Here is a 16,308-nt window from a genome sequence, read left to right on the forward strand (position 1 = left end):
TTTCAGCCAAAATCTCCCCCCTTGAGGGGGAGATGTCGCGAAAGCGACAGAGAGGGGTAAAGGGCGTAAGCCCTAAAAACCGCAAGCTCCGAACTCTCGGAGAGGGTTCACCCCTCTCTGCCCCTGTCGGGGCATCTCTCCCTCAAGGGGAGAGATTGTTTGCAGCCAATCCCGGAGAAACCCGGAAACCGCTGGCCATGACGGCGAAAACAGCAATCTGGCACCGTACGGAAAAACCTCACCGCCCGCGCTTGGAAAGCCCCTGGCGTATCGCTTCCGCAATCTCTTCCGTCGCATCCACCGGGACATAGTCATAGGGCTGCAACGCCCCCTCGAACGGTCGCGTCTGGCCCGCCGCATCCAGCCTGTCGATAAAGCCGGCGAGCTTGGGGTTGAGCCGGTAGGGGCGCATCGGGAAGACCGGTTTGCCGGTGGAAAGCGCCTCGCTCATCATGTTGTGCGAATCCGCCGTCACCGCCAGCATGTCGACAGAACCAAGCATCACCCTGTAGGGATTGTCGGTTTTGGGCGACCAGATCCAGTGCGGGAAGCCGTCGAGCCGCTGGCGCAGCGCCGCCATCACCGGCTCCGGCGTGCGGCGCGACTGGGTGACGATGATGCTGCCGACCTCAGCCTTCGCATGATCGATCTGCTGCATGAAATGATCCAGCGCCGCCGCCTGATCGCGCGTGCCGGAAACCGGATTGCCGATCAGTATGCCAAGCCGCGGCGACGGCAGCCGCTCCCATTCGACCGGCCGCGCTTTGACCGCCGCGGCGATCGCCTCCGCCGTCAGCGGGTGCGGCCCGGTATCGGTGACCAGAACATTGTCAGCGCGAAACCGGTCATGGCGCGGCATCCAGATCAGATCTGCGGCCGATTTGCCAATTCTCGGGTCCTTCAAAAAAACGGTGAACGTCCTGCCACCCGAAGCGGCCTTCACCGCCTTCAGATAAGGCACCATGCGCCGGCCGCTTGCGATCGCCACGTCGGGGAACGGCGGCGCGATCGGGCTTCCCGGCCTGCCGGGCCGATGTTTCGGCGGCACGGGCCCGCGCGGCATCAGCCATTCCCACGGCTTTCCCGGCGCGATCACCTTCTCGTCGGCCTCCTCGCCGAGCCGCGACACCACGCCCAGGCACTGCACCCGATCCCCGATCTTGCCGTCCGTGAGTATCCAGATATGCAATGGAGAAGGCCTTTCCCGTGAACAGCGATACACCGCTTGTGCCGCGTTGCGCCATGGGCGTCAACAGCGGGAGGTCCCGGACAGAGTTCCGAAAACGGGGGAACGGAGCCAGCTTTACTTTGCCGCACAGCCCCCAAATCTTCTCGCCCCGGAGGGGAGAGATGTCGCGAAAGCGACAGTGAGGGGGGAGAGTGTCACCGCGAAAACCCTGACGATTTGAAATGCCGCGCCACCCTCACTGCCCCTTTCGGGGCATCTCTCCCGCCAGCGGGAGAGAGTATCGGGAGTAACCGACGAGGTCATCGGGAATCGCCGGTGGAACGCCAGCGATTCCCTGCATTCGGGCTGCCTACATCCCCTCCGGGCCGCGGTGCATCGAGGCAGGTCCCGTGCGGCAGATCTCGACGAGGCCGAGCGGCTTCATGATGGCGATGAACTGGTCGACCTTCGATACCTTGCCGGTGATCTCGAACAGGAAATGCTCGACCGTCGCGTCAACCACCTTGGCCTCAAAGGCATCGGCAAGCCGAAGCGCTTCCTGGCGCTGATCGCCATCGCCGACGACCTTGACCAGCGCGACCTCGCGTTCGACCGGCGGGGCCTGGCCCAGTTCGCGGGCGCGCACCGAAAGGTCGACGACCTTGTGAACCGGCACCATGCGGTCAAGCTGCGCCTTGATCTGCTCCAACACGTCGGGCGTGCCCTTGGTGACGATGGTGATGCGCGACAGATGCGCCTCGTGCTCGGTCTCCGAAACGGTGAGGCTTTCGATGTTGTAGCCGCGGCCAGAAAAAAGGCCGATGACCCGGGCGAGAACGCCCGGCTCGTTGGCGACAACGACAGAAAGCGTGTGGCGTTCAGGCGCTGCGGTCTGGCTCGAAATGAAATAGGCCGAGCCGGTGGGCTGTAGTTTCGCGTTCATTGTCTGACCTCTTTCACTTAAACGAGCTGACGGCCCTTGGCGTCGATGGCGGTGGCGACGGCCTCATCATTGGCCTCGTCCGGCAACAGCATGTCATTATGCGCCCTGCCCGACGGGATCATCGGGAAGCAGTTGGCGAGATTGGCGACGCGGCAATCGAAGATCACCGGCTTGGGGCTGTCGATCATCCGCTGGATGGCCTCGTCGAGATCATCCGGATTGTCGCAGTAGATGCCCTCGGCGCCATAGGCTTCCGCCAGCTTGACGAAATCGGGCATCGCCTCGGTATAGGAGTGCGACAGGCGGTTGCCGTGGAGCAACTGCTGCCACTGGCGCACCATGCCCATATACTGGTTGTTCAGGATGAAGATCTTGATCGGCGCATTGTGCTGGATCGCCGCCGACATTTCCTGAATGCACATCTGGATCGAGGCATCGCCCGCGACATCGATGACCAGCGCTTCCGGATGGGCGATCTGAACGCCCAGCGCCGCCGGCAGGCCGTAACCCATCGTGCCGAGCCCGCCCGATGTCATCCACCGCTTCGGCTCCTCGAAGTGGATGAACTGCGCGGCCCACATCTGGTGCTGGCCGACCTCGGTGGTGATATAGGCATCGCGATCCTTGATCGCCGCGTTCAGCCGCTCCAGGGCGTATTGCGGCATGATCACGTCCTTGTTCGGCGTATAGGCAAAGCAATCGCGGCCGCGCCAGCGGTCGATATTGCGCCACCAGTCGTCGAGCGACGGCTTTTCGGCCGGCAACGCCCGCCACAGCCGGACCATGTCTTCCAGAACATGGGCGACATCGCCAAGGATCGGGATATCGACGCGGATGTTCTTGTTGATCGAGGACGGGTCGATATCGATGTGGATCTTCTTCGAATTCGGCGAGAAGGCATCAACCCGGCCGGTAATTCGGTCATCGAAGCGCGCGCCGATACAGACCATGACGTCACAGTCATGCATCGCCATATTGGCCTCGTAGGAGCCATGCATGCCGAGCATGCCCAGCCAGTTCTTGCCCGACGCCGGATAGGCGCCGAGCCCCATCAACGTCGAGGTGATCGGGAAGTCGGTCAGCTCGACCAGTTCGCGCAGCAGGCGCGATGCCTCGTCGCCGGAATTGATGACGCCGCCGCCGGTGTAGAGAACCGGGCGCTTGGCATGGGCCATCAGCTCGATCGCCGCCTGGATAGCTTCGGCATTGCCCTGGACCTTCGGCTGATAGCTCTCGCGGATCATGTGCTCGGCAAGCGGCGTGTAGCGGCCGGTGGCGAACTGGATATCCTTCGGGACATCGACGACGACCGGGCCCGGCCGGCCGGTCTGGGCGATGCGAAATGCCTCATGTATGACATCTGCCAGCTCGTTTACGTCCTTGACCAGCCAGTTATATTTGGTGCAGGGGCGGGTGATGCCGACGGTATCGCATTCCTGGAACGCATCGGAGCCGATCAGCGCGGTCGGAACCTGGCCGGAAATGCAGACCAGCGGAATGGAATCCATCAGCGCATCCTGCAGGGGCGTTACCGCATTGGTGGCGCCTGGACCGGAAGTGACGAGCAGGACGCCGACCTTGCCGGTGGAGCGGGCATAGCCTTCGGCGGCATGGCCGGCACCCTGTTCGTGGCGGACAAGCACATGCTCGATTTCGTCCTGCTGAAAAATTTCATCATAGATCGGCAGCACCGCGCCGCCGGGGTATCCGAAAATGTGTTCGACCCCGTTTTCCTTCAACGCCTGCAAAACGATTTCGGCGCCTGTCATCATGTTGTCCGCTGCGGTCATCTCATTTTTCCGTTTGATGGTCCTGGGTTTCCTCGGGCATAAAAAAAGGCCCCTTCGAGGAGCCTGTTGTCGCGCATGGGTGGCTGCTGCCGGATGGTTACACCATCCTGCCCATGCGCGATCCCACCACAATAAGAAGTTCTTTCTTAGCCATGCTTGGCCTGATAGCCCGACTTTCCGGATCAGTCAACGCGCAACTGCAAGAAAAATGCCGTGAAACCCGGGCGCGCGCAATAAAATTAGCCGGCCTGGATGGGCATCCCTCGCCCTAACCCTTTGCTGGGTCAAGCCTTTTCCATTCAGGCCCCATCTGGTTGCGAAACCAGGTCATCTGCCGCTTGGCATATTGCCGCGTGGCCGCGCTCGCCTTTTCGATCACCTCAGCCCGGTTCATGTCGCCGGAAAGCATGGCCGCGATCTCCTTCACGCCGATGGCGCGCATCACTGGCGCGGCGGGTTCGAGACCGAGCGCCAGCAGCGCCTCGACCTCCTCAACCGCGCCGGCCTCCAGCATCGTCTCGAATCGGCGGTTGATGCGGTCATGGAGAACAGGCCTTTCCGGCAGCACTACGATCTTGTCGGCGCTCGCCGTGTCGACCAGCGGCGGCGGGTTCTCGGCCTGAAAATCGGCAATCGACCGGCCGCTGGCCGTAAACACCTCAAGCGCGCGGACGATCCGCTGGCCATCGGAAGGCTGCAGCCTCGCCGCCATTGCGGGATCGCGTTCTGTGAGTTGGGCATGGAGGGCGGAAGCCCCCTGCTCGTCCAGCGCCTGCCTCCATCGCGCGCGGATATCGGCGGGCACCGGCGGCATGACGGCCAGGCCTTCCGTCAGCGCCTTGAAATAAAGCCCCGTGCCGCCGACGATCACCGGCACCCGCCCCTCGCCTTCGAGCCGCTTGAGCAGCCCATCCATGTCGCGCAACCATGCGCCGGTCGAGTAATCGCCGCCGGCCGCGACATGGCCGTAAAGATAATGCGGTATGCCCTGCATATCCTCGACGGAAGGCCGCGCCGTCAGCACGCGCAGCGTATCATAGACCTGCATGCTGTCGGCGTTGATCACCACACCGCCGGCCGCTTCAGCCCGCGCGATAGCATAAGCGGACTTGCCGCTCGCCGTCGGCCCCGTTATCAGAACGGCACGCCAATGTTCACCTGAGGAATTCGCCATGGCTCTCGTTGCCACGCTTGTCGCCAATCCGTCAAACCCTGTCGTCACCGAGGACCTCGTTTCCCGGCTTTCCGACGCCGTGCGGATGGAAAAAGCCGACTGGCTGGCAAGCGGAATCGCCGCCGACCTATTGCTCTCCGAAGGCGCGGATGGAGTGGCGGCGGAGAACACCCTCAGAACCGCGATCGGCGCGCTGCCGGTCGATGTGGTGGTGCAGGACGCCGCGACGCGCCGCAAGAAGGCGCTGCTGGCGGATATGGATTCCACCATGATCGGCCAGGAATGCATCGACGAGCTTGCCGCCGAAGTCGGCCTCAAGGACAAGGTCGCCGCCATCACCGCCCGCGCCATGAATGGCGAAATCGAATTCGAGCCGGCGGTGCGCGAACGGGTGGCGCTGCTGAAAGGGCTTTCGATCGGTATCGTCGACGAGATCATCGAAAAGCGCATCACGCTGACGCCGGGCGGCAAGGCGCTGATCGCGACGATGAAGGCCCATGGCGGCTATGCGGCGCTGGTCTCTGGCGGCTTCACCGTGTTCACCAGCCGGATCGCCGCTATGCTGGGCTTTGATGAAAACCGCGCCAATATCCTGCTGGAAGACGGCGGCAAGCTCACCGGCCACGTTGCCGATCCCATCCTCGGTCGCGAAGCCAAGGTTGAGGCGCTGCATGATGTCGCGGCCAAGCGCGGCATTTCCGTTGCCGATGTCATGGCCGTCGGCGACGGCGCCAACGATCTCGGCATGATCAAGCTCGCCGGCAGCGGTGTCGCGCTCCATGCCAAGCCGAAGGTCGCAGCCGAGGCCTCGATCCGCATCGACCATGGCGATCTGACGGCCTTGCTTTATATTCAGGGCTACCGACAAGAGGATTTCGCGCATGAAGCTCGCTGAAACCGAACGCCTGATCATCCGCAACTGGGAAGACCGCGACCGCGACCTGTTCCACAAGATCAATTCCGACGACACCGTAATGGCATTCTTCCCGATGCGCCGCAGCAGGGCGGAGAGCGACGAACTCTTCGACATGATCCGCGCGATGATCGCCGAGACCGGCTACGGCTTTCCGGCCGTCGAACTGAAGGAAAACGGCGAGGTGATCGGCTTCACTGGCCTGAACAAGGTCTACAGCGCCGACATCAAGCCGGACGGCACGCCCGAGCTCGGCTGGCGGATGACGACGCGCCACTGGGGCAAGGGCTATGCCACGGAGGCCGCCCGCGCCATGATCGAACTGGCCTTCGACGAACGCGGCCACGACCAGCTCGTCTCGTTCGCGGTCGCCGACAATCACCGTTCAACGGCGGTGATGGAGCGGCTTGGCATGAAGCGGGACCGCGATGGCGATTTCGACCATCCTTCAATCCCCGACAGCCATCCGCACCTGAAACGCCACGTGCTCTACCGCCTCCATAGGGCGGACTGGCGGGGCTGAGGCCTATTCCAGCACCAGGCTGACGATTCTGAGCGCGCCGTCGGGGGCCGCGACCATAAGCGACACGCTGCGGCGGCCCTCGGAAATCAGCTTGACGATGCTGGAGCGCACCTCCTGCGGCGTCGAAACCGCATCCTGCTCGACCTCGACAATCACCATGCCGGGCTCAAGCCCCTCGTCTGCGCCAGCACTGTCCGGCTCGACCTCAGTGATCAGCACGCCCTCGACATCGCCGTCGATCTGGTAGAGCGCGCGGCCATTGTCGTCGAGATCGCCGAGCGTGAGGCCGTAAAGCGACACGGGGAGGCCGGGCTGGTCGGGCACGCCATCCTCCGGCAGGGCTTCATCGGCCAATGCCGGCTCGCTTTCCGCCAGTTCGGGCTCTTCCAGCAATTGCGGCGTGACCTGAACCGTCATCCGTTCGCCGTCGCGCATGATTTCGACATCGGCCGGTTCACCGATTCGGGACTCAGCCACGAAACGCGGCAGGTCGCGAGGGCTTTCGATCGGATGGCCGTCGAAACTGAGGATGATATCGCCTTCCTCGAGCGGGCCGCCGGCGCTCGGGCCGTCCTCGATGATCGAGCCGACCGCGACGCCCGATGGATCGTCCGAACCCAGCGAAGCCGCAAGGTCATCGCTGACCTCCAGCACGCGAATGCCGATCCAGCCGCGGCGCGTCTGGCCGAATTCGACGAGTTGGTCGACGATGTTTTCCGCAAGCTCGCTTGGCACGGCGAAGCCGATGCCGATCGAGCCACCCGAAGGTGACAGGATCGCGGTATTGATGCCGATCACCTCGCCATCCATGTTGAACAGCGGGCCGCCGGAATTGCCCTTGTTTATCGCCGCATCGGTCTGGATGAAATTGTCATAGGGCCCGTCGAGCTCGCGCCCGCGCGCCGAGACGATGCCGAGCGTCACCGAGCCGCCGAGACCGAAGGGATTGCCGATCGCCACCACCCATTCGCCGATCCGGACGGTGCGCGAATCGCCGAATTTTACCGCCGGAAGCGGTTCATCGGGCTCAACCTTGAGGACGGCGAGATCGGTCTTGTCGTCGACGCCGAGCAGCGTCGCGTCCAGCGTTTCGCCATCGGCGAGCGTCACGGAAATCGTGTCGGCATTCTCGATCACGTGGTTGTTTGTGACCACGATGCCGTCCGGATCGATGATGAATCCGGACCCAAGCGAGGACACCGGCCGGCTGCCGGGCCCGCCTTCGCCATCGAAGAAGTCCTCGAAGAATTCCTCGAAAGGCTGGCCCTCGGGCACCTTTGGCACCGGACGATCGCTGGCGTCGCCATCGCCTTCTTGCGAGATCGAGATATTGACCACGGAGGGCAACAATCTTTCGGCCATGTCCGCGATCGAGACGTCGGAGAGTGTTTCCGCCTCCGCCCGGTCGATCGGCCCCGCAAGCTGCGTCGAAACGGCTAGAGCGACAGCAAGCCCGAGACCGGCGGCGCGGCGGACAAAGAGGGTATCGACTGTCTTCGACATGAAGCCTCCGTCATTGATGATCAGATCATAGGGCATTCCCGGCGAAGATCGAGACCGAAGCCTTCGAAAACGCCGGCCTATCGCCTCCTTAGCCGTGCACCAGAAACACCAGCAGCACGCCCAGCGCTACGGCGACAACGCCCGTCAATCTCAATGCGCCTTCCGAAATGGTCGGCAGCAGTCTTGCCATGGAGACAAGAAACGAAGGGGCCAGTGCATAGACCAGCCCCTCGATGATCAGAAAGAATGCGAATCCGATCAGGATATCCTGCATCAGCATGGATCAGTTGCTCCCGGCGGGAACTTCCGTCGCATCCTCTTCCACTTCCGCCGCGAACGGCGCCGGCGCATCGCCACTGCCACTGTTGTCGAAAAATTCGAAGAACTCCGAATTCGGCGACAGCACCATCGTCGCATTGTCGTTGATGACGTCCCTGTAGGCGTTCATCGAACGATAGAAGGCGAAGAAGGCAGGATCGCGGCCATAGGCATCGCCAAGGATGCGGTTGCGTTCGCCATCGCCTTCACCGCGCAGTATTTCGGCTTCCTTTTCCGCCTGCGAGGTGATCTCGACGACCTGGCGATCGGCCACGGCTCGCCGGGTTTCGGCCTGTTCGCGGCCGCTGGCGCGGATCGCCTCGGCTTCCGCGAGACGCTCCGACTTCATCCGCGAATAGGTATCTTCCGAGACCTCAGGCGTCAGGTCGGTGCGCAGCACGCGGACGTCGACGATCTTGATCCCGAGCTTCTCGGCATCGTTGCGCAGCAGTTCCTGGACTTCCTCCATCATCGAAGCGCGTTCGAAGGAGAGCGCCGCCTGGAAGCCGCGCAGACCATAGACCCGGCGCAGGGCCGAATCGAGCAGCGAGCGCAGCTGCCCCTCGGCCTCCGTCCGGTCGCCCGAAACGGCCTCACGGAAGCGTTCCGGATCATCGATGTTGTACACCGCGAATGCGTCAACGATGTAGAACTTGCCGTCGGCGACCTGGATGCGCAGATCGCTGAGGTCAAAGCGCAGATCCTGCTTCGAGACGTACTGAACCCGGTCGGCATCGATGAAGGAGAAGGGAAGCTTGAAATAGATTCCCGGCTCCGACTCCACGCGCTGGATCTCACCGAAGCGGATGACGATCGCCTGCTGGCGCGGATTGACCACGAAGAACGACCCATAAAGCACGACGAGAATGACGCCGATGGCGACAAGGGTAGCGAGAAGACGATTGGATGACATTACTGGCTCGCTCCCTGGGTCTGGTTCTGCGTCGAGGACGATGCGGGAAGCGTCCGCTGCGTCCGCTGGGCCGCATCACGGTCGATCTGATCGAGCGGCAGATAGGGAACGACCCCCTGCCCTTCATCATCGACAATGACGTTCTTGGACTGCGACAGCGCGCCCTGCATGGTCTCCAGATAGAGACGCTTGCGGGTCACTTCCGGCGCGGTGCGATAGGAATCGTAGATCGAGATGAAGCGCTCGGCCTCACCTTCGGCTTCCTTGACGACGCGGTCCTTGTAGGCGGCCGCCGCCTCGCGGACCACGGCCGCGTTACCGCGGGCTGCACCCAGTTCCTTGTTGGCATACTGGTTGGCTTCCTGCTGGAAGCGGTCAGCATCCTGACCGGCGCGCTGCACCTCGTCGAAGGCATCGGCCACCTGCTGCGGCGGCGACGCGTCCTGGAAGGACACGGCGTTGACGGTAATGCCGGCGCCGTATTCGTTCATCGTTTCCTGAATGATCGATTTCACGTTGACGGCGATCGCCTCGCGCTGCTCGCGGTAGACGTCGTTGGCGGGCCTGCGACCGACAACCTCGCGCATGGCGCTTTCCGACACCTGGTCGAGCGTCTCGATGGGCGATTCCACGTCAAACAGGAAGCTCTTCGGATCGGTGACGTTATAGATCACCGAGAAGCTGAGATCGACGATGTTCTGGTCACCGGTCAGCATGATGCCTTCCGGATCGCCGCGGCCGCCGCCAATGCTGAGGCGGCGTTCGGTGATGTCGACCTTCTCGACGGTCTCGAACGGCCAGAACATGAAGTGTAGACCCGGCTGGGCGACGTCCGTCTTGGGCTTGCCGAAGCGCAGCTCCACGCCGCGCTGGTCGGGCTGGATGGTGTAGACCGACTGCATGACCCAGAACACCGCAACCACCAGAATGATGATGGCGATCAGGCCGGCGCTGAAACCGCCGGGGAACATGCCCTTGAACTGATCCTGGCCCTTGCGGAAGAAATCCTCGATATCGGGCGGGCCGCCGTTTCCGTTGCCGCCATTGCCGCCGCCGGAGGGGCGTTTCGGCCCCTGCCCCCAGGGTCCCTGATTATCGCCGCCGCCTCCCCAGGGACCGCCGCCATTCTGATTGCTCCAGGGCATCCACACCTCTTACCTGTTTGTTTCCTCTGGACCGCCACGCGCGGCCCCGTTGACGCGCAAGGCGTTTGCCCCGTTATAAGGATGCGGACGACCGCTTTCAACGCGATCCGTGATAACGAAAAGGTTTTCTCGGTAAATTCCTGTTCAACGACGGCGTTCATAGACCCTGTAGCAGGTCGGATAGTCATCCTTCTCGCCGGCGGGAAGCCTTTCCTCCTCGCCAATCTCCCAAGTCGCGGGATCGATTTCGGGAAACACCGTATCGCCTGCAAGCGTGGTCTCGACATGGGTGATGCGCAGGCGGTCGGCCAGTGCTATCGCCTGCCGGTAAATCTCGCCGCCGCCCTGAACGCAGATTTCATCCACGCCCTTTTCCGCGGCATCCTTCCCGGCAAGCGCCAGCGCCTCCTCCAGCGAGGTCGCCATCAGGCATCCCTCGATCACGAGACCGGGATCGCGCGACACGACGATATTGGTGCGGCCGGGAAGCGGCTTGCCGATTGATTCAAACGTCTTGCGGCCCATGATCTGCGGCTTGCCTTTGGTGATCGCGCGAAAGCGTTTGAAATCGGAGCCCAGGTGCCAGGGCATGTCGCCGGCCCGGCCGATCACCCCGTTTTCGGCCACGGCCGCGACCAGCACGATGTCGATTTTTTCCATGATTGGGCTCCTCAAAAGCGGCTCGCCGCTTCATGCCATAACCTTCCCGCAAGGTCCAACGCCAGACCGGATTGTCCACCAGAGGGCTGGACGGATATTGCGCGACTGCATAATTTGGCCGAAAGCCTCCGGCAGGCGTGCGACGACCCTTTCAGAGAACCGCCTTTGACCCAGATCGACCAGACACAGAAATTCATCATGCGCGGCCGTTTCGGCGCCGACAGCTTTCTCCCTTGGATGGACCGCCATGCCCGCAAGCTCGGACTGGAGAAGCGAATCATCGCCGCCTCGCCCGAACGCATCGAAATGGCGGTCAAAGGCCCGCCCGCCCTGATCGACGCGATGGAAATGGCCTGTTCGCTTGGGCCGATCGATATCTGGGTCGAGGACATCGAATGCCTGCCGCTCAATGCCATGCCGAAATCCGATGAGCCGGTCAGCCATTGACGGGACGGGATATGCCTCAAGACGCCCGTCCATGAATTACCTTTGCATCAAAATTGTTCATTCTTGCCAATGCATATTTGCTGTGCAAATTTAGACGCCGTCGACGCGACCGCTTGTTGAAAGAACGCGCCGGCTGATGACAAATCAAGTTTTGGAAAGCCCCGAAATGCACCCCCAGACAACGGGCAGATGGACGCCGGCGGCGCTCTCGACCGACCTGGCCGCGCGCACGGCGATGCCGGCCCGTCTCGCGGACAAGGCCATCGCCCTGTGGCGCAGCGCCTCCGGCCGCCTGACCGCCTCCGACGACCGCTGTCCCCACAGGGGCATGCGCCTTTCCCACGGTTTCGTGCGCGGCGAGGCGCTGTCCTGCATCTATCATGGCTGGCGCTATGGCCAGGATGGCCAGTGTCTGCGCATCCCCGCCCACCCCGACCTCACGCCGCCGAAGACCATCCGCGTGGAAACCTACCCGGTGGTCGAACAGAACGGCATTATCTGGATCGCGAATGGCGAGGATGCCGGCCCGCCGCCGGCTCTGGATGGGCTGACGCCGCTTCGCTCTCTGAATGTCAGCGCCGGCATTGCCGCAATCGAACTGGCCGCCGATGCACAGGCCGATGCGGACGGCGTGCTGAAACCATCCGATGACGCCTTTTGTCTTCTGCTTGCCCCGCAGGGCGAAGCCGCAACGTTAATACATGTGCTGGTTCCCGCCGCCGCGACGCCATCGCAACGGCTCGCCGCCTCGCGACAGGCGGAAACGCTGCGCCGCAAGGCTGAGACCGCCAGCAACCAGGGAGCCAGATCATGAACGCCATGCGAGACGAATGGTATCCGGTCGCGCTGTTCAGCCAACTCGATCGCCGCGACACCATGCTGATGGGCGAAAACATCATCGTGACGCGCGTTGGCGACGACGAGGCGACGGCGATCGGCGCGGACGGGCGTGCGCTGCCCGTCCGCCTGCGCTACGGCCATGTCTGGACCTCGCTCGGGTCCCCCGACCACGAGCTGTTCGACATTCCGGAAGCCAACGATCCCGAACGCCGCCTTGTCGATGTCGGCATCGTCCGGGTTCAGTGCTCGCCGCTGCGTGCCGTGGAGAATTTTCTCGACATCGCCCATTTCCCCTTCGTCCATACCGATATTCTGGGCGCCGAACCTCACACCGAAGTCTTCAACTACAAGGTCGAAATCCGCGAGGAGGAGGACGAGGTCTGGGCGACCCAGGTGAAGTTCTACCAGCCGCAAGCGGCCAAATCGGCAAGCGGCGGCATCGACACGGACTATATGTACCGCGTCCCCGCCCCCACCTGCTCGGTGCTCTACAAATCCTGCCCGCCGCGCCCCGGCGAATGGGATGTGATCGCGCTGTTCGTGCAGCCGCTGACGGAGGAAACCTGCGAGGTGTGGCCGTGGATGGCGCTGTTCGACGATACGTCGTCGATGACCGACCTGATCCAGTTCCAGCAGATGATCTTCCTGCAGGACCGCTCGATCCTCGAAAACCAGATCCCCGCGCGCCTGCCGCTTGACCCCGGCAAGGAAATCCCGACGCGAGCCGATATGACATCCATCGCCTACAGACGCTGGCTGAAGCGCCACAACTATACCTATGGCGCGCAATTGGTGGCCCAATGAAACTCTACGACTACATACTTTCTCCAAGCTGTTACAAGGTTCGCCTGATGGCCGCCCTTGCCGGCGTCACGCTCGAAACCCGCGCGGTCGACTTTCACCCCGGCAGGGAACATCGCGGCCCGGAAATGCTGCAGCTCAACCCGGCCGGAACGCTTCCGATCCTGACGGATGGCGATCTGGTTCTGACCGAATCCTCGGCCATGCTCGCCTATATCGCGGCCGGTTCGGCGCCCTCATGGCTGGGCCGGACCGACGACCCCGTCGAGATCGCCCTCGTGCAGCAATGGCTTGCCTTCTCGCCCAGGCTGACGGCGAGCCTTGGCGGCGCGAGGCTGCATCAGATGCTCAACATGCCGGGCGATATCGATGCCTTGTCCGCCGCAGGCGTTGCGGCGCTCAGGGAACTGGAAATGGGCCTCTTCGAGCAGCGCGAGCGCGGCATGCGCTATCTTGCCGCCGACCGGCCAACGATTGCCGATATCGCCTGCTTCCCCTATGTGGCGCTCGCTCCAGACGGCAATATCCTGCTCGATTCCTACCCGACGATCCGCCTCTGGCTGCGGGCCATGCGCTCGCTTGATGGCTTCATCGAGATGCCGGGCATCCACCGGCTGCATGAACTGAAGCCGGAACCGGAACACGCGGCGGAGGAAAGCTGAGTGGCCGCTTATCTGCTCAAGAACTGCGCGGCCGTTGTGGTCGATGACGGCAACGGCCCCACCGTTCTGCGCAATGTCGATCTCCTCACCGAAGGCCCGGCGATCAAGGCCATCGGCCCGGGTCTTGCGGAGGGGGAGATGCCCGAGGGCGCGACGGAGATCAATGCGGATGGATGGTTCGTCTATCCCGGCCTCATCAACACGCACCACCACTTCTTCCAGTGCTTCGTCCGCAACCGGGCCGATCTGGACTGGACCAAACTGTCGGTGATCGAATGGCTCGACCGGATCTATCCGGTATTTTCGCGCCTTGACGAGGACAGTTTCTACCATTCCTCGGTCACGGCCATGGCTGAACTGATCAAGCATGGCTGCACCACCGCCTTCGATCATCAGTACAATTTCCCCCGCCATGCCGGCAAACGGCTGATCGACCGCCAGTTCGAGGCCGCCGATCTGTTCGGCATGCGTTTCCACGCCGGGCGCGGTGGCAACAGCCTGCCGAAGTCCGAGGGCTCGACCATACCCGACGAGATGCTGGAGACGACCGACGAGTTCATCGGCGACTGCGCGCGGCTGATCGACGCCTATCACGATGCCGGGCCATTCAGCATGCGTCAGGTCGTCGTCTCGCCCTGCCAGCCGGTCAACAGCTATCGCGAGACCTTCGTGGAATCGGTGCGTCTGGCGCGCGATCGCGGCGTGTTGCTGCACACCCATGTCGGCGAGGGCGAGAGCCCGGTGATGGAGGCCCGCCATGGGCTGCGCACCGTCGACTATCTGGAGGAAATGGGCTTTGCCGGCCCCGATACCTTTTACGCTCATTGTTGGGAACTGACCCATGACGAGCTGCGCCGGATGGCGGCAAGCGACACCGGCGTTTCCCACTGCCCGGAGCCGGTCTATCTTGTTGGCGCCGAGGTGACCGATATCCCGGCGATGGCCGCCTTCGACATGCGTATCGGTCTCGGCTGCGACGGCGCTGCCTCCAACGACAATTCCAACCTGATGCACTGCCTGCATTCCGGTTACATGCTGCAGTGCCTCGTCTCATCGACCCGCAAGCATCCCGTGCCCCCACCCGCCGATTTCCTCGCCTATGCCACCACGGGCGGCGCAAGCCTGCTCGGGCGCAGCGATATCGGCCGGCTCGCACCCGGCATGGCCGCCGACCTGTTCGCAATCGACACCCGGCGCATGGACTATGTCGGCACGCGTCACGATCCGCTGAGCCTGATCCCGCGCGTCGGCATCGGCAGCGCAACCGACATGACCATGATCAACGGACGGATCGTCTGGCAGGACGGCGAATTCACCGGCCTCGACGAACAGAAACTCTTCGCGGACGCCGAACAGGCGCTCGCCGGCATCGCAATGTAAAAACCAACCTCCAGGGAACCGAGAACATGACCAAGATTACCCGCAGAACCTTGATCCAGGCCGCAGCCGCCACCGGCCTTGCCGGCGCGATGGGCGCAAGACACGCCTTTGCCGCCGACGAACCGCTCGGCATCACGCTCGTCGTGCCGTCGCCGATCGGCGATGTCGGCTGGGGCCATGCGCTGGCCGCCGGCCTCGAGCCGATCAAGGAAGCCTATGGCGACAAGGTCAAGGTCACCGTGCTTGAAAATATCATGGAAGGACCGGACGCCGACCGGATCATGAACAAGACCGTGGCCGATGGGAATAACTTCCTGATCGCCGGCTCGTTCGGCTACCAGAACGGCGCTTTCCAGATCGCCCGGCGCAACCCCAAGGTCAGCGTGCTACATGCCTCGGGCTACATGGTCGCGCCGAATTTCTCGCCGTTTGCCGCCAAATATTTCCAGGGCACCTATCTGCTCGGCATGGCCGCCGCCGCGGTTTCCAAGTCCGGCAAGCTTGGCTCCGTCTCCGCCTTCGCCATTCCCGAACTGATCACCTCGATCAACGCCTTCACGCTCGGCGCGCAGGCTGTGAACCCCGATGTCGAGGTCTCGGTGGTCTGGGTCAATTCCTGGTTCGATCCGGCCCAGGAACAGGATGCCGCCAAGGCGCTGATCGCGCAGGGCTGCGACGTGATTTTCTCCAACGCGCAGGACACGCCTTCGGTCATCTCTGCCTGCGAAGAAGCCGGCGTCTATGCCTTCAACCTCAACTCCTCGATGCAGAAATACGCGCCGGAGAAATATCTCGGCTGCGTCGCCACCGACTGGTCGCCCTATTTCAAGGCGCAGGTCGACGCCCACATGGCCGGCACGTTCAAGGGCGCCAATGCCTTCCTCGGCATGGCTGACAATGTGGTGGAAGTCGTCGACCTCAACAGCGACATTCCGGCCGACATCATGGAGAAGATCAAGTCGACCGAAGCCGAGATTGCCGACGGCAGCTTCTCGCCGTTCACCGGACCGATCGCCAAGGCCGACGGCAGCGAGGGCGTCGCCGATGGCGAGACCATGACCGACGAGCAGATCGTCGCCATGGACTGGCACGTCCAAGGCGTCACCACGCCGCTGCCGCAATAGGGCC

Annotated in this window: 17 protein-coding genes; 8 read left to right on the forward strand and 9 right to left on the reverse strand. The window is 63.0% G+C overall.

Translation table 11 applies throughout. From position 1 onward, the window contains the following. Window positions 1-238: 238 nt before the first annotated feature. The 4 genes from V6765_RS11935 to miaA form a co-directional block, all read right to left on the reverse strand. Complete coding sequence (locus tag V6765_RS11935; protein ID WP_448429014.1) at window positions 239-1,189, reverse strand: mitochondrial fission ELM1 family protein; 951 nt, start codon at window positions 1,187-1,189, stop codon at window positions 239-241. A 349-nt stretch (window positions 1,190-1,538) separates the two neighbouring features. After that, window positions 1,539-2,111, reverse strand: a complete 573-nt coding sequence (ilvN, locus tag V6765_RS11940) for an acetolactate synthase small subunit (protein WP_448429016.1) — start codon at window positions 2,109-2,111, stop codon at window positions 1,539-1,541. A 17-nt stretch (window positions 2,112-2,128) separates the two neighbouring features. After that, window positions 2,129-3,901 carry an acetolactate synthase 3 large subunit gene (locus tag V6765_RS11945; protein WP_448429018.1) on the reverse strand — a complete coding sequence of 591 codons (1,773 nt, stop codon included), beginning with the start codon at window positions 3,899-3,901 and terminating at the stop codon, window positions 2,129-2,131. Window positions 3,902-4,169: 268 nt separating this feature from the next. Then, complete coding sequence (gene miaA, locus V6765_RS11950; RefSeq protein ID WP_448429020.1) at window positions 4,170-5,075, reverse strand: tRNA (adenosine(37)-N6)-dimethylallyltransferase MiaA; 906 nt, start codon at window positions 5,073-5,075, stop codon at window positions 4,170-4,172. Between miaA and serB the strand changes: the two genes are divergently transcribed. Together serB and V6765_RS11960 are read left to right on the forward strand one after the other, a co-directional pair. Beyond that, complete coding sequence (gene serB / locus V6765_RS11955) at window positions 5,074-5,970, forward strand: phosphoserine phosphatase SerB (protein ID WP_448429022.1); 897 nt, start codon at window positions 5,074-5,076, stop codon at window positions 5,968-5,970. The two genes, miaA and serB, sit on opposite strands and share 2 nt — an antisense overlap. Then, window positions 5,957-6,511: a GNAT family N-acetyltransferase gene (locus V6765_RS11960; protein ID WP_448429024.1), complete on the forward strand. Its 555-nt coding sequence runs from the start codon at window positions 5,957-5,959 to the stop codon at window positions 6,509-6,511. Before serB ends, V6765_RS11960 begins: the two co-directional genes overlap by 14 nt. A gap of 3 nt (window positions 6,512-6,514) precedes the next feature. On the opposite strand, the gene V6765_RS11965 is transcribed toward V6765_RS11960, so the two are convergent. From V6765_RS11965 to V6765_RS11985, 5 genes are all read right to left on the reverse strand, one after another. Further along, entirely contained in the window at window positions 6,515-8,014 is a 1,500-nt protein-coding gene (locus V6765_RS11965; protein ID WP_448429026.1) for a Do family serine endopeptidase, read from the reverse strand. 88 nt (window positions 8,015-8,102) lie between these two features. Further along, on the reverse strand, window positions 8,103-8,288 hold the full coding sequence (locus V6765_RS11970; RefSeq protein ID WP_448429853.1) for a DUF2065 domain-containing protein: 186 nt from the start codon (window positions 8,286-8,288) through the stop codon (window positions 8,103-8,105). A 9-nt stretch (window positions 8,289-8,297) separates the two neighbouring features. Beyond that, window positions 8,298-9,245, reverse strand: a complete 948-nt coding sequence (gene hflC, locus V6765_RS11975) for a protease modulator HflC (protein WP_448429028.1) — start codon at window positions 9,243-9,245, stop codon at window positions 8,298-8,300. Continuing rightward, window positions 9,245-10,390, reverse strand: a complete 1,146-nt coding sequence (hflK, locus tag V6765_RS11980) for an FtsH protease activity modulator HflK (RefSeq protein ID WP_448429030.1) — start codon at window positions 10,388-10,390, stop codon at window positions 9,245-9,247. Before hflK ends, hflC begins: the two co-directional genes overlap by 1 nt. A gap of 144 nt (window positions 10,391-10,534) precedes the next feature. Beyond that, window positions 10,535-11,050: a dihydrofolate reductase gene (locus tag V6765_RS11985; RefSeq protein WP_448429032.1), complete on the reverse strand. Its 516-nt coding sequence runs from the start codon at window positions 11,048-11,050 to the stop codon at window positions 10,535-10,537. Window positions 11,051-11,215: 165 nt separating this feature from the next. On the opposite strand from V6765_RS11985, the gene V6765_RS11990 reads away from it, so the two are divergent. The 6 genes from V6765_RS11990 to V6765_RS12015 all read left to right on the forward strand — a co-directional run bounded on the left by V6765_RS11990 (window position 11,216) and on the right by V6765_RS12015 (window position 16,304). Continuing rightward, a complete protein-coding gene (locus V6765_RS11990) occupies window positions 11,216-11,497 on the forward strand; it encodes an acylphosphatase (protein ID WP_448429034.1) in 282 nt (93 codons plus the stop codon). Between the two features lie 166 nt (window positions 11,498-11,663). Further along, window positions 11,664-12,311 carry a Rieske 2Fe-2S domain-containing protein gene (locus V6765_RS11995; RefSeq protein WP_448429036.1) on the forward strand — a complete coding sequence of 216 codons (648 nt, stop codon included), beginning with the start codon at window positions 11,664-11,666 and terminating at the stop codon, window positions 12,309-12,311. After that, window positions 12,308-13,141 carry an aromatic ring-hydroxylating dioxygenase subunit alpha gene (locus V6765_RS12000; protein WP_448429038.1) on the forward strand — a complete coding sequence of 278 codons (834 nt, stop codon included), beginning with the start codon at window positions 12,308-12,310 and terminating at the stop codon, window positions 13,139-13,141. Before V6765_RS11995 ends, V6765_RS12000 begins: the two co-directional genes overlap by 4 nt. Next, window positions 13,138-13,800 (forward strand): glutathione S-transferase family protein, encoded by a 663-nt coding sequence (locus tag V6765_RS12005; RefSeq protein WP_448429040.1) that lies wholly within the window; start codon window positions 13,138-13,140, stop codon window positions 13,798-13,800. Before V6765_RS12000 ends, V6765_RS12005 begins: the two co-directional genes overlap by 4 nt. After that, window positions 13,801-15,180: an amidohydrolase gene (locus V6765_RS12010; protein ID WP_448429042.1), complete on the forward strand. Its 1,380-nt coding sequence runs from the start codon at window positions 13,801-13,803 to the stop codon at window positions 15,178-15,180. A gap of 26 nt (window positions 15,181-15,206) precedes the next feature. Continuing rightward, window positions 15,207-16,304: a BMP family ABC transporter substrate-binding protein gene (locus V6765_RS12015; RefSeq protein ID WP_448429044.1), complete on the forward strand. Its 1,098-nt coding sequence runs from the start codon at window positions 15,207-15,209 to the stop codon at window positions 16,302-16,304. The last annotated feature ends 4 nt before the right edge of the window (window positions 16,305-16,308 follow it).

Source organism: Martelella sp. FOR1707 (genome assembly GCF_053484265.1).

Bases quoted from the DNA above. Each gene is read 5' to 3' on its own strand.
- V6765_RS11965 (WP_448429026.1), bottom strand. From the start codon at position 8,014: ATGTCGAAGACAGTCGATACCCTCTTTGTCCGCCGCGCCGCCGGTCTC.
- V6765_RS11985 (WP_448429032.1), bottom strand. From the start codon at position 11,050: ATGGAAAAAATCGACATCGTGCTGGTCGCGGCCGTGGCCGAAAACGGG.
- V6765_RS12015 (WP_448429044.1), top strand. From the start codon at position 15,207: ATGACCAAGATTACCCGCAGAACCTTGATCCAGGCCGCAGCCGCCACC.
- V6765_RS11945 (WP_448429018.1), bottom strand. From the start codon at position 3,901: ATGACCGCAGCGGACAACATGATGACAGGCGCCGAAATCGTTTTGCAG.
- V6765_RS11960 (WP_448429024.1), top strand. From the start codon at position 5,957: ATGAAGCTCGCTGAAACCGAACGCCTGATCATCCGCAACTGGGAAGAC.
- V6765_RS11970 (WP_448429853.1), bottom strand. From the start codon at position 8,288: ATGCAGGATATCCTGATCGGATTCGCATTCTTTCTGATCATCGAGGGG.
- V6765_RS11995 (WP_448429036.1), top strand. From the start codon at position 11,664: ATGCACCCCCAGACAACGGGCAGATGGACGCCGGCGGCGCTCTCGACC.
- V6765_RS12000 (WP_448429038.1), top strand. From the start codon at position 12,308: ATGAACGCCATGCGAGACGAATGGTATCCGGTCGCGCTGTTCAGCCAA.
- ilvN (WP_448429016.1), bottom strand. From the start codon at position 2,111: ATGAACGCGAAACTACAGCCCACCGGCTCGGCCTATTTCATTTCGAGC.
- miaA (WP_448429020.1), bottom strand. From the start codon at position 5,075: ATGGCGAATTCCTCAGGTGAACATTGGCGTGCCGTTCTGATAACGGGG.
- V6765_RS12005 (WP_448429040.1), top strand. From the start codon at position 13,138: ATGAAACTCTACGACTACATACTTTCTCCAAGCTGTTACAAGGTTCGC.
- serB (WP_448429022.1), top strand. From the start codon at position 5,074: ATGGCTCTCGTTGCCACGCTTGTCGCCAATCCGTCAAACCCTGTCGTC.
- hflK (WP_448429030.1), bottom strand. From the start codon at position 10,390: ATGCCCTGGAGCAATCAGAATGGCGGCGGTCCCTGGGGAGGCGGCGGC.
- hflC (WP_448429028.1), bottom strand. From the start codon at position 9,245: ATGTCATCCAATCGTCTTCTCGCTACCCTTGTCGCCATCGGCGTCATT.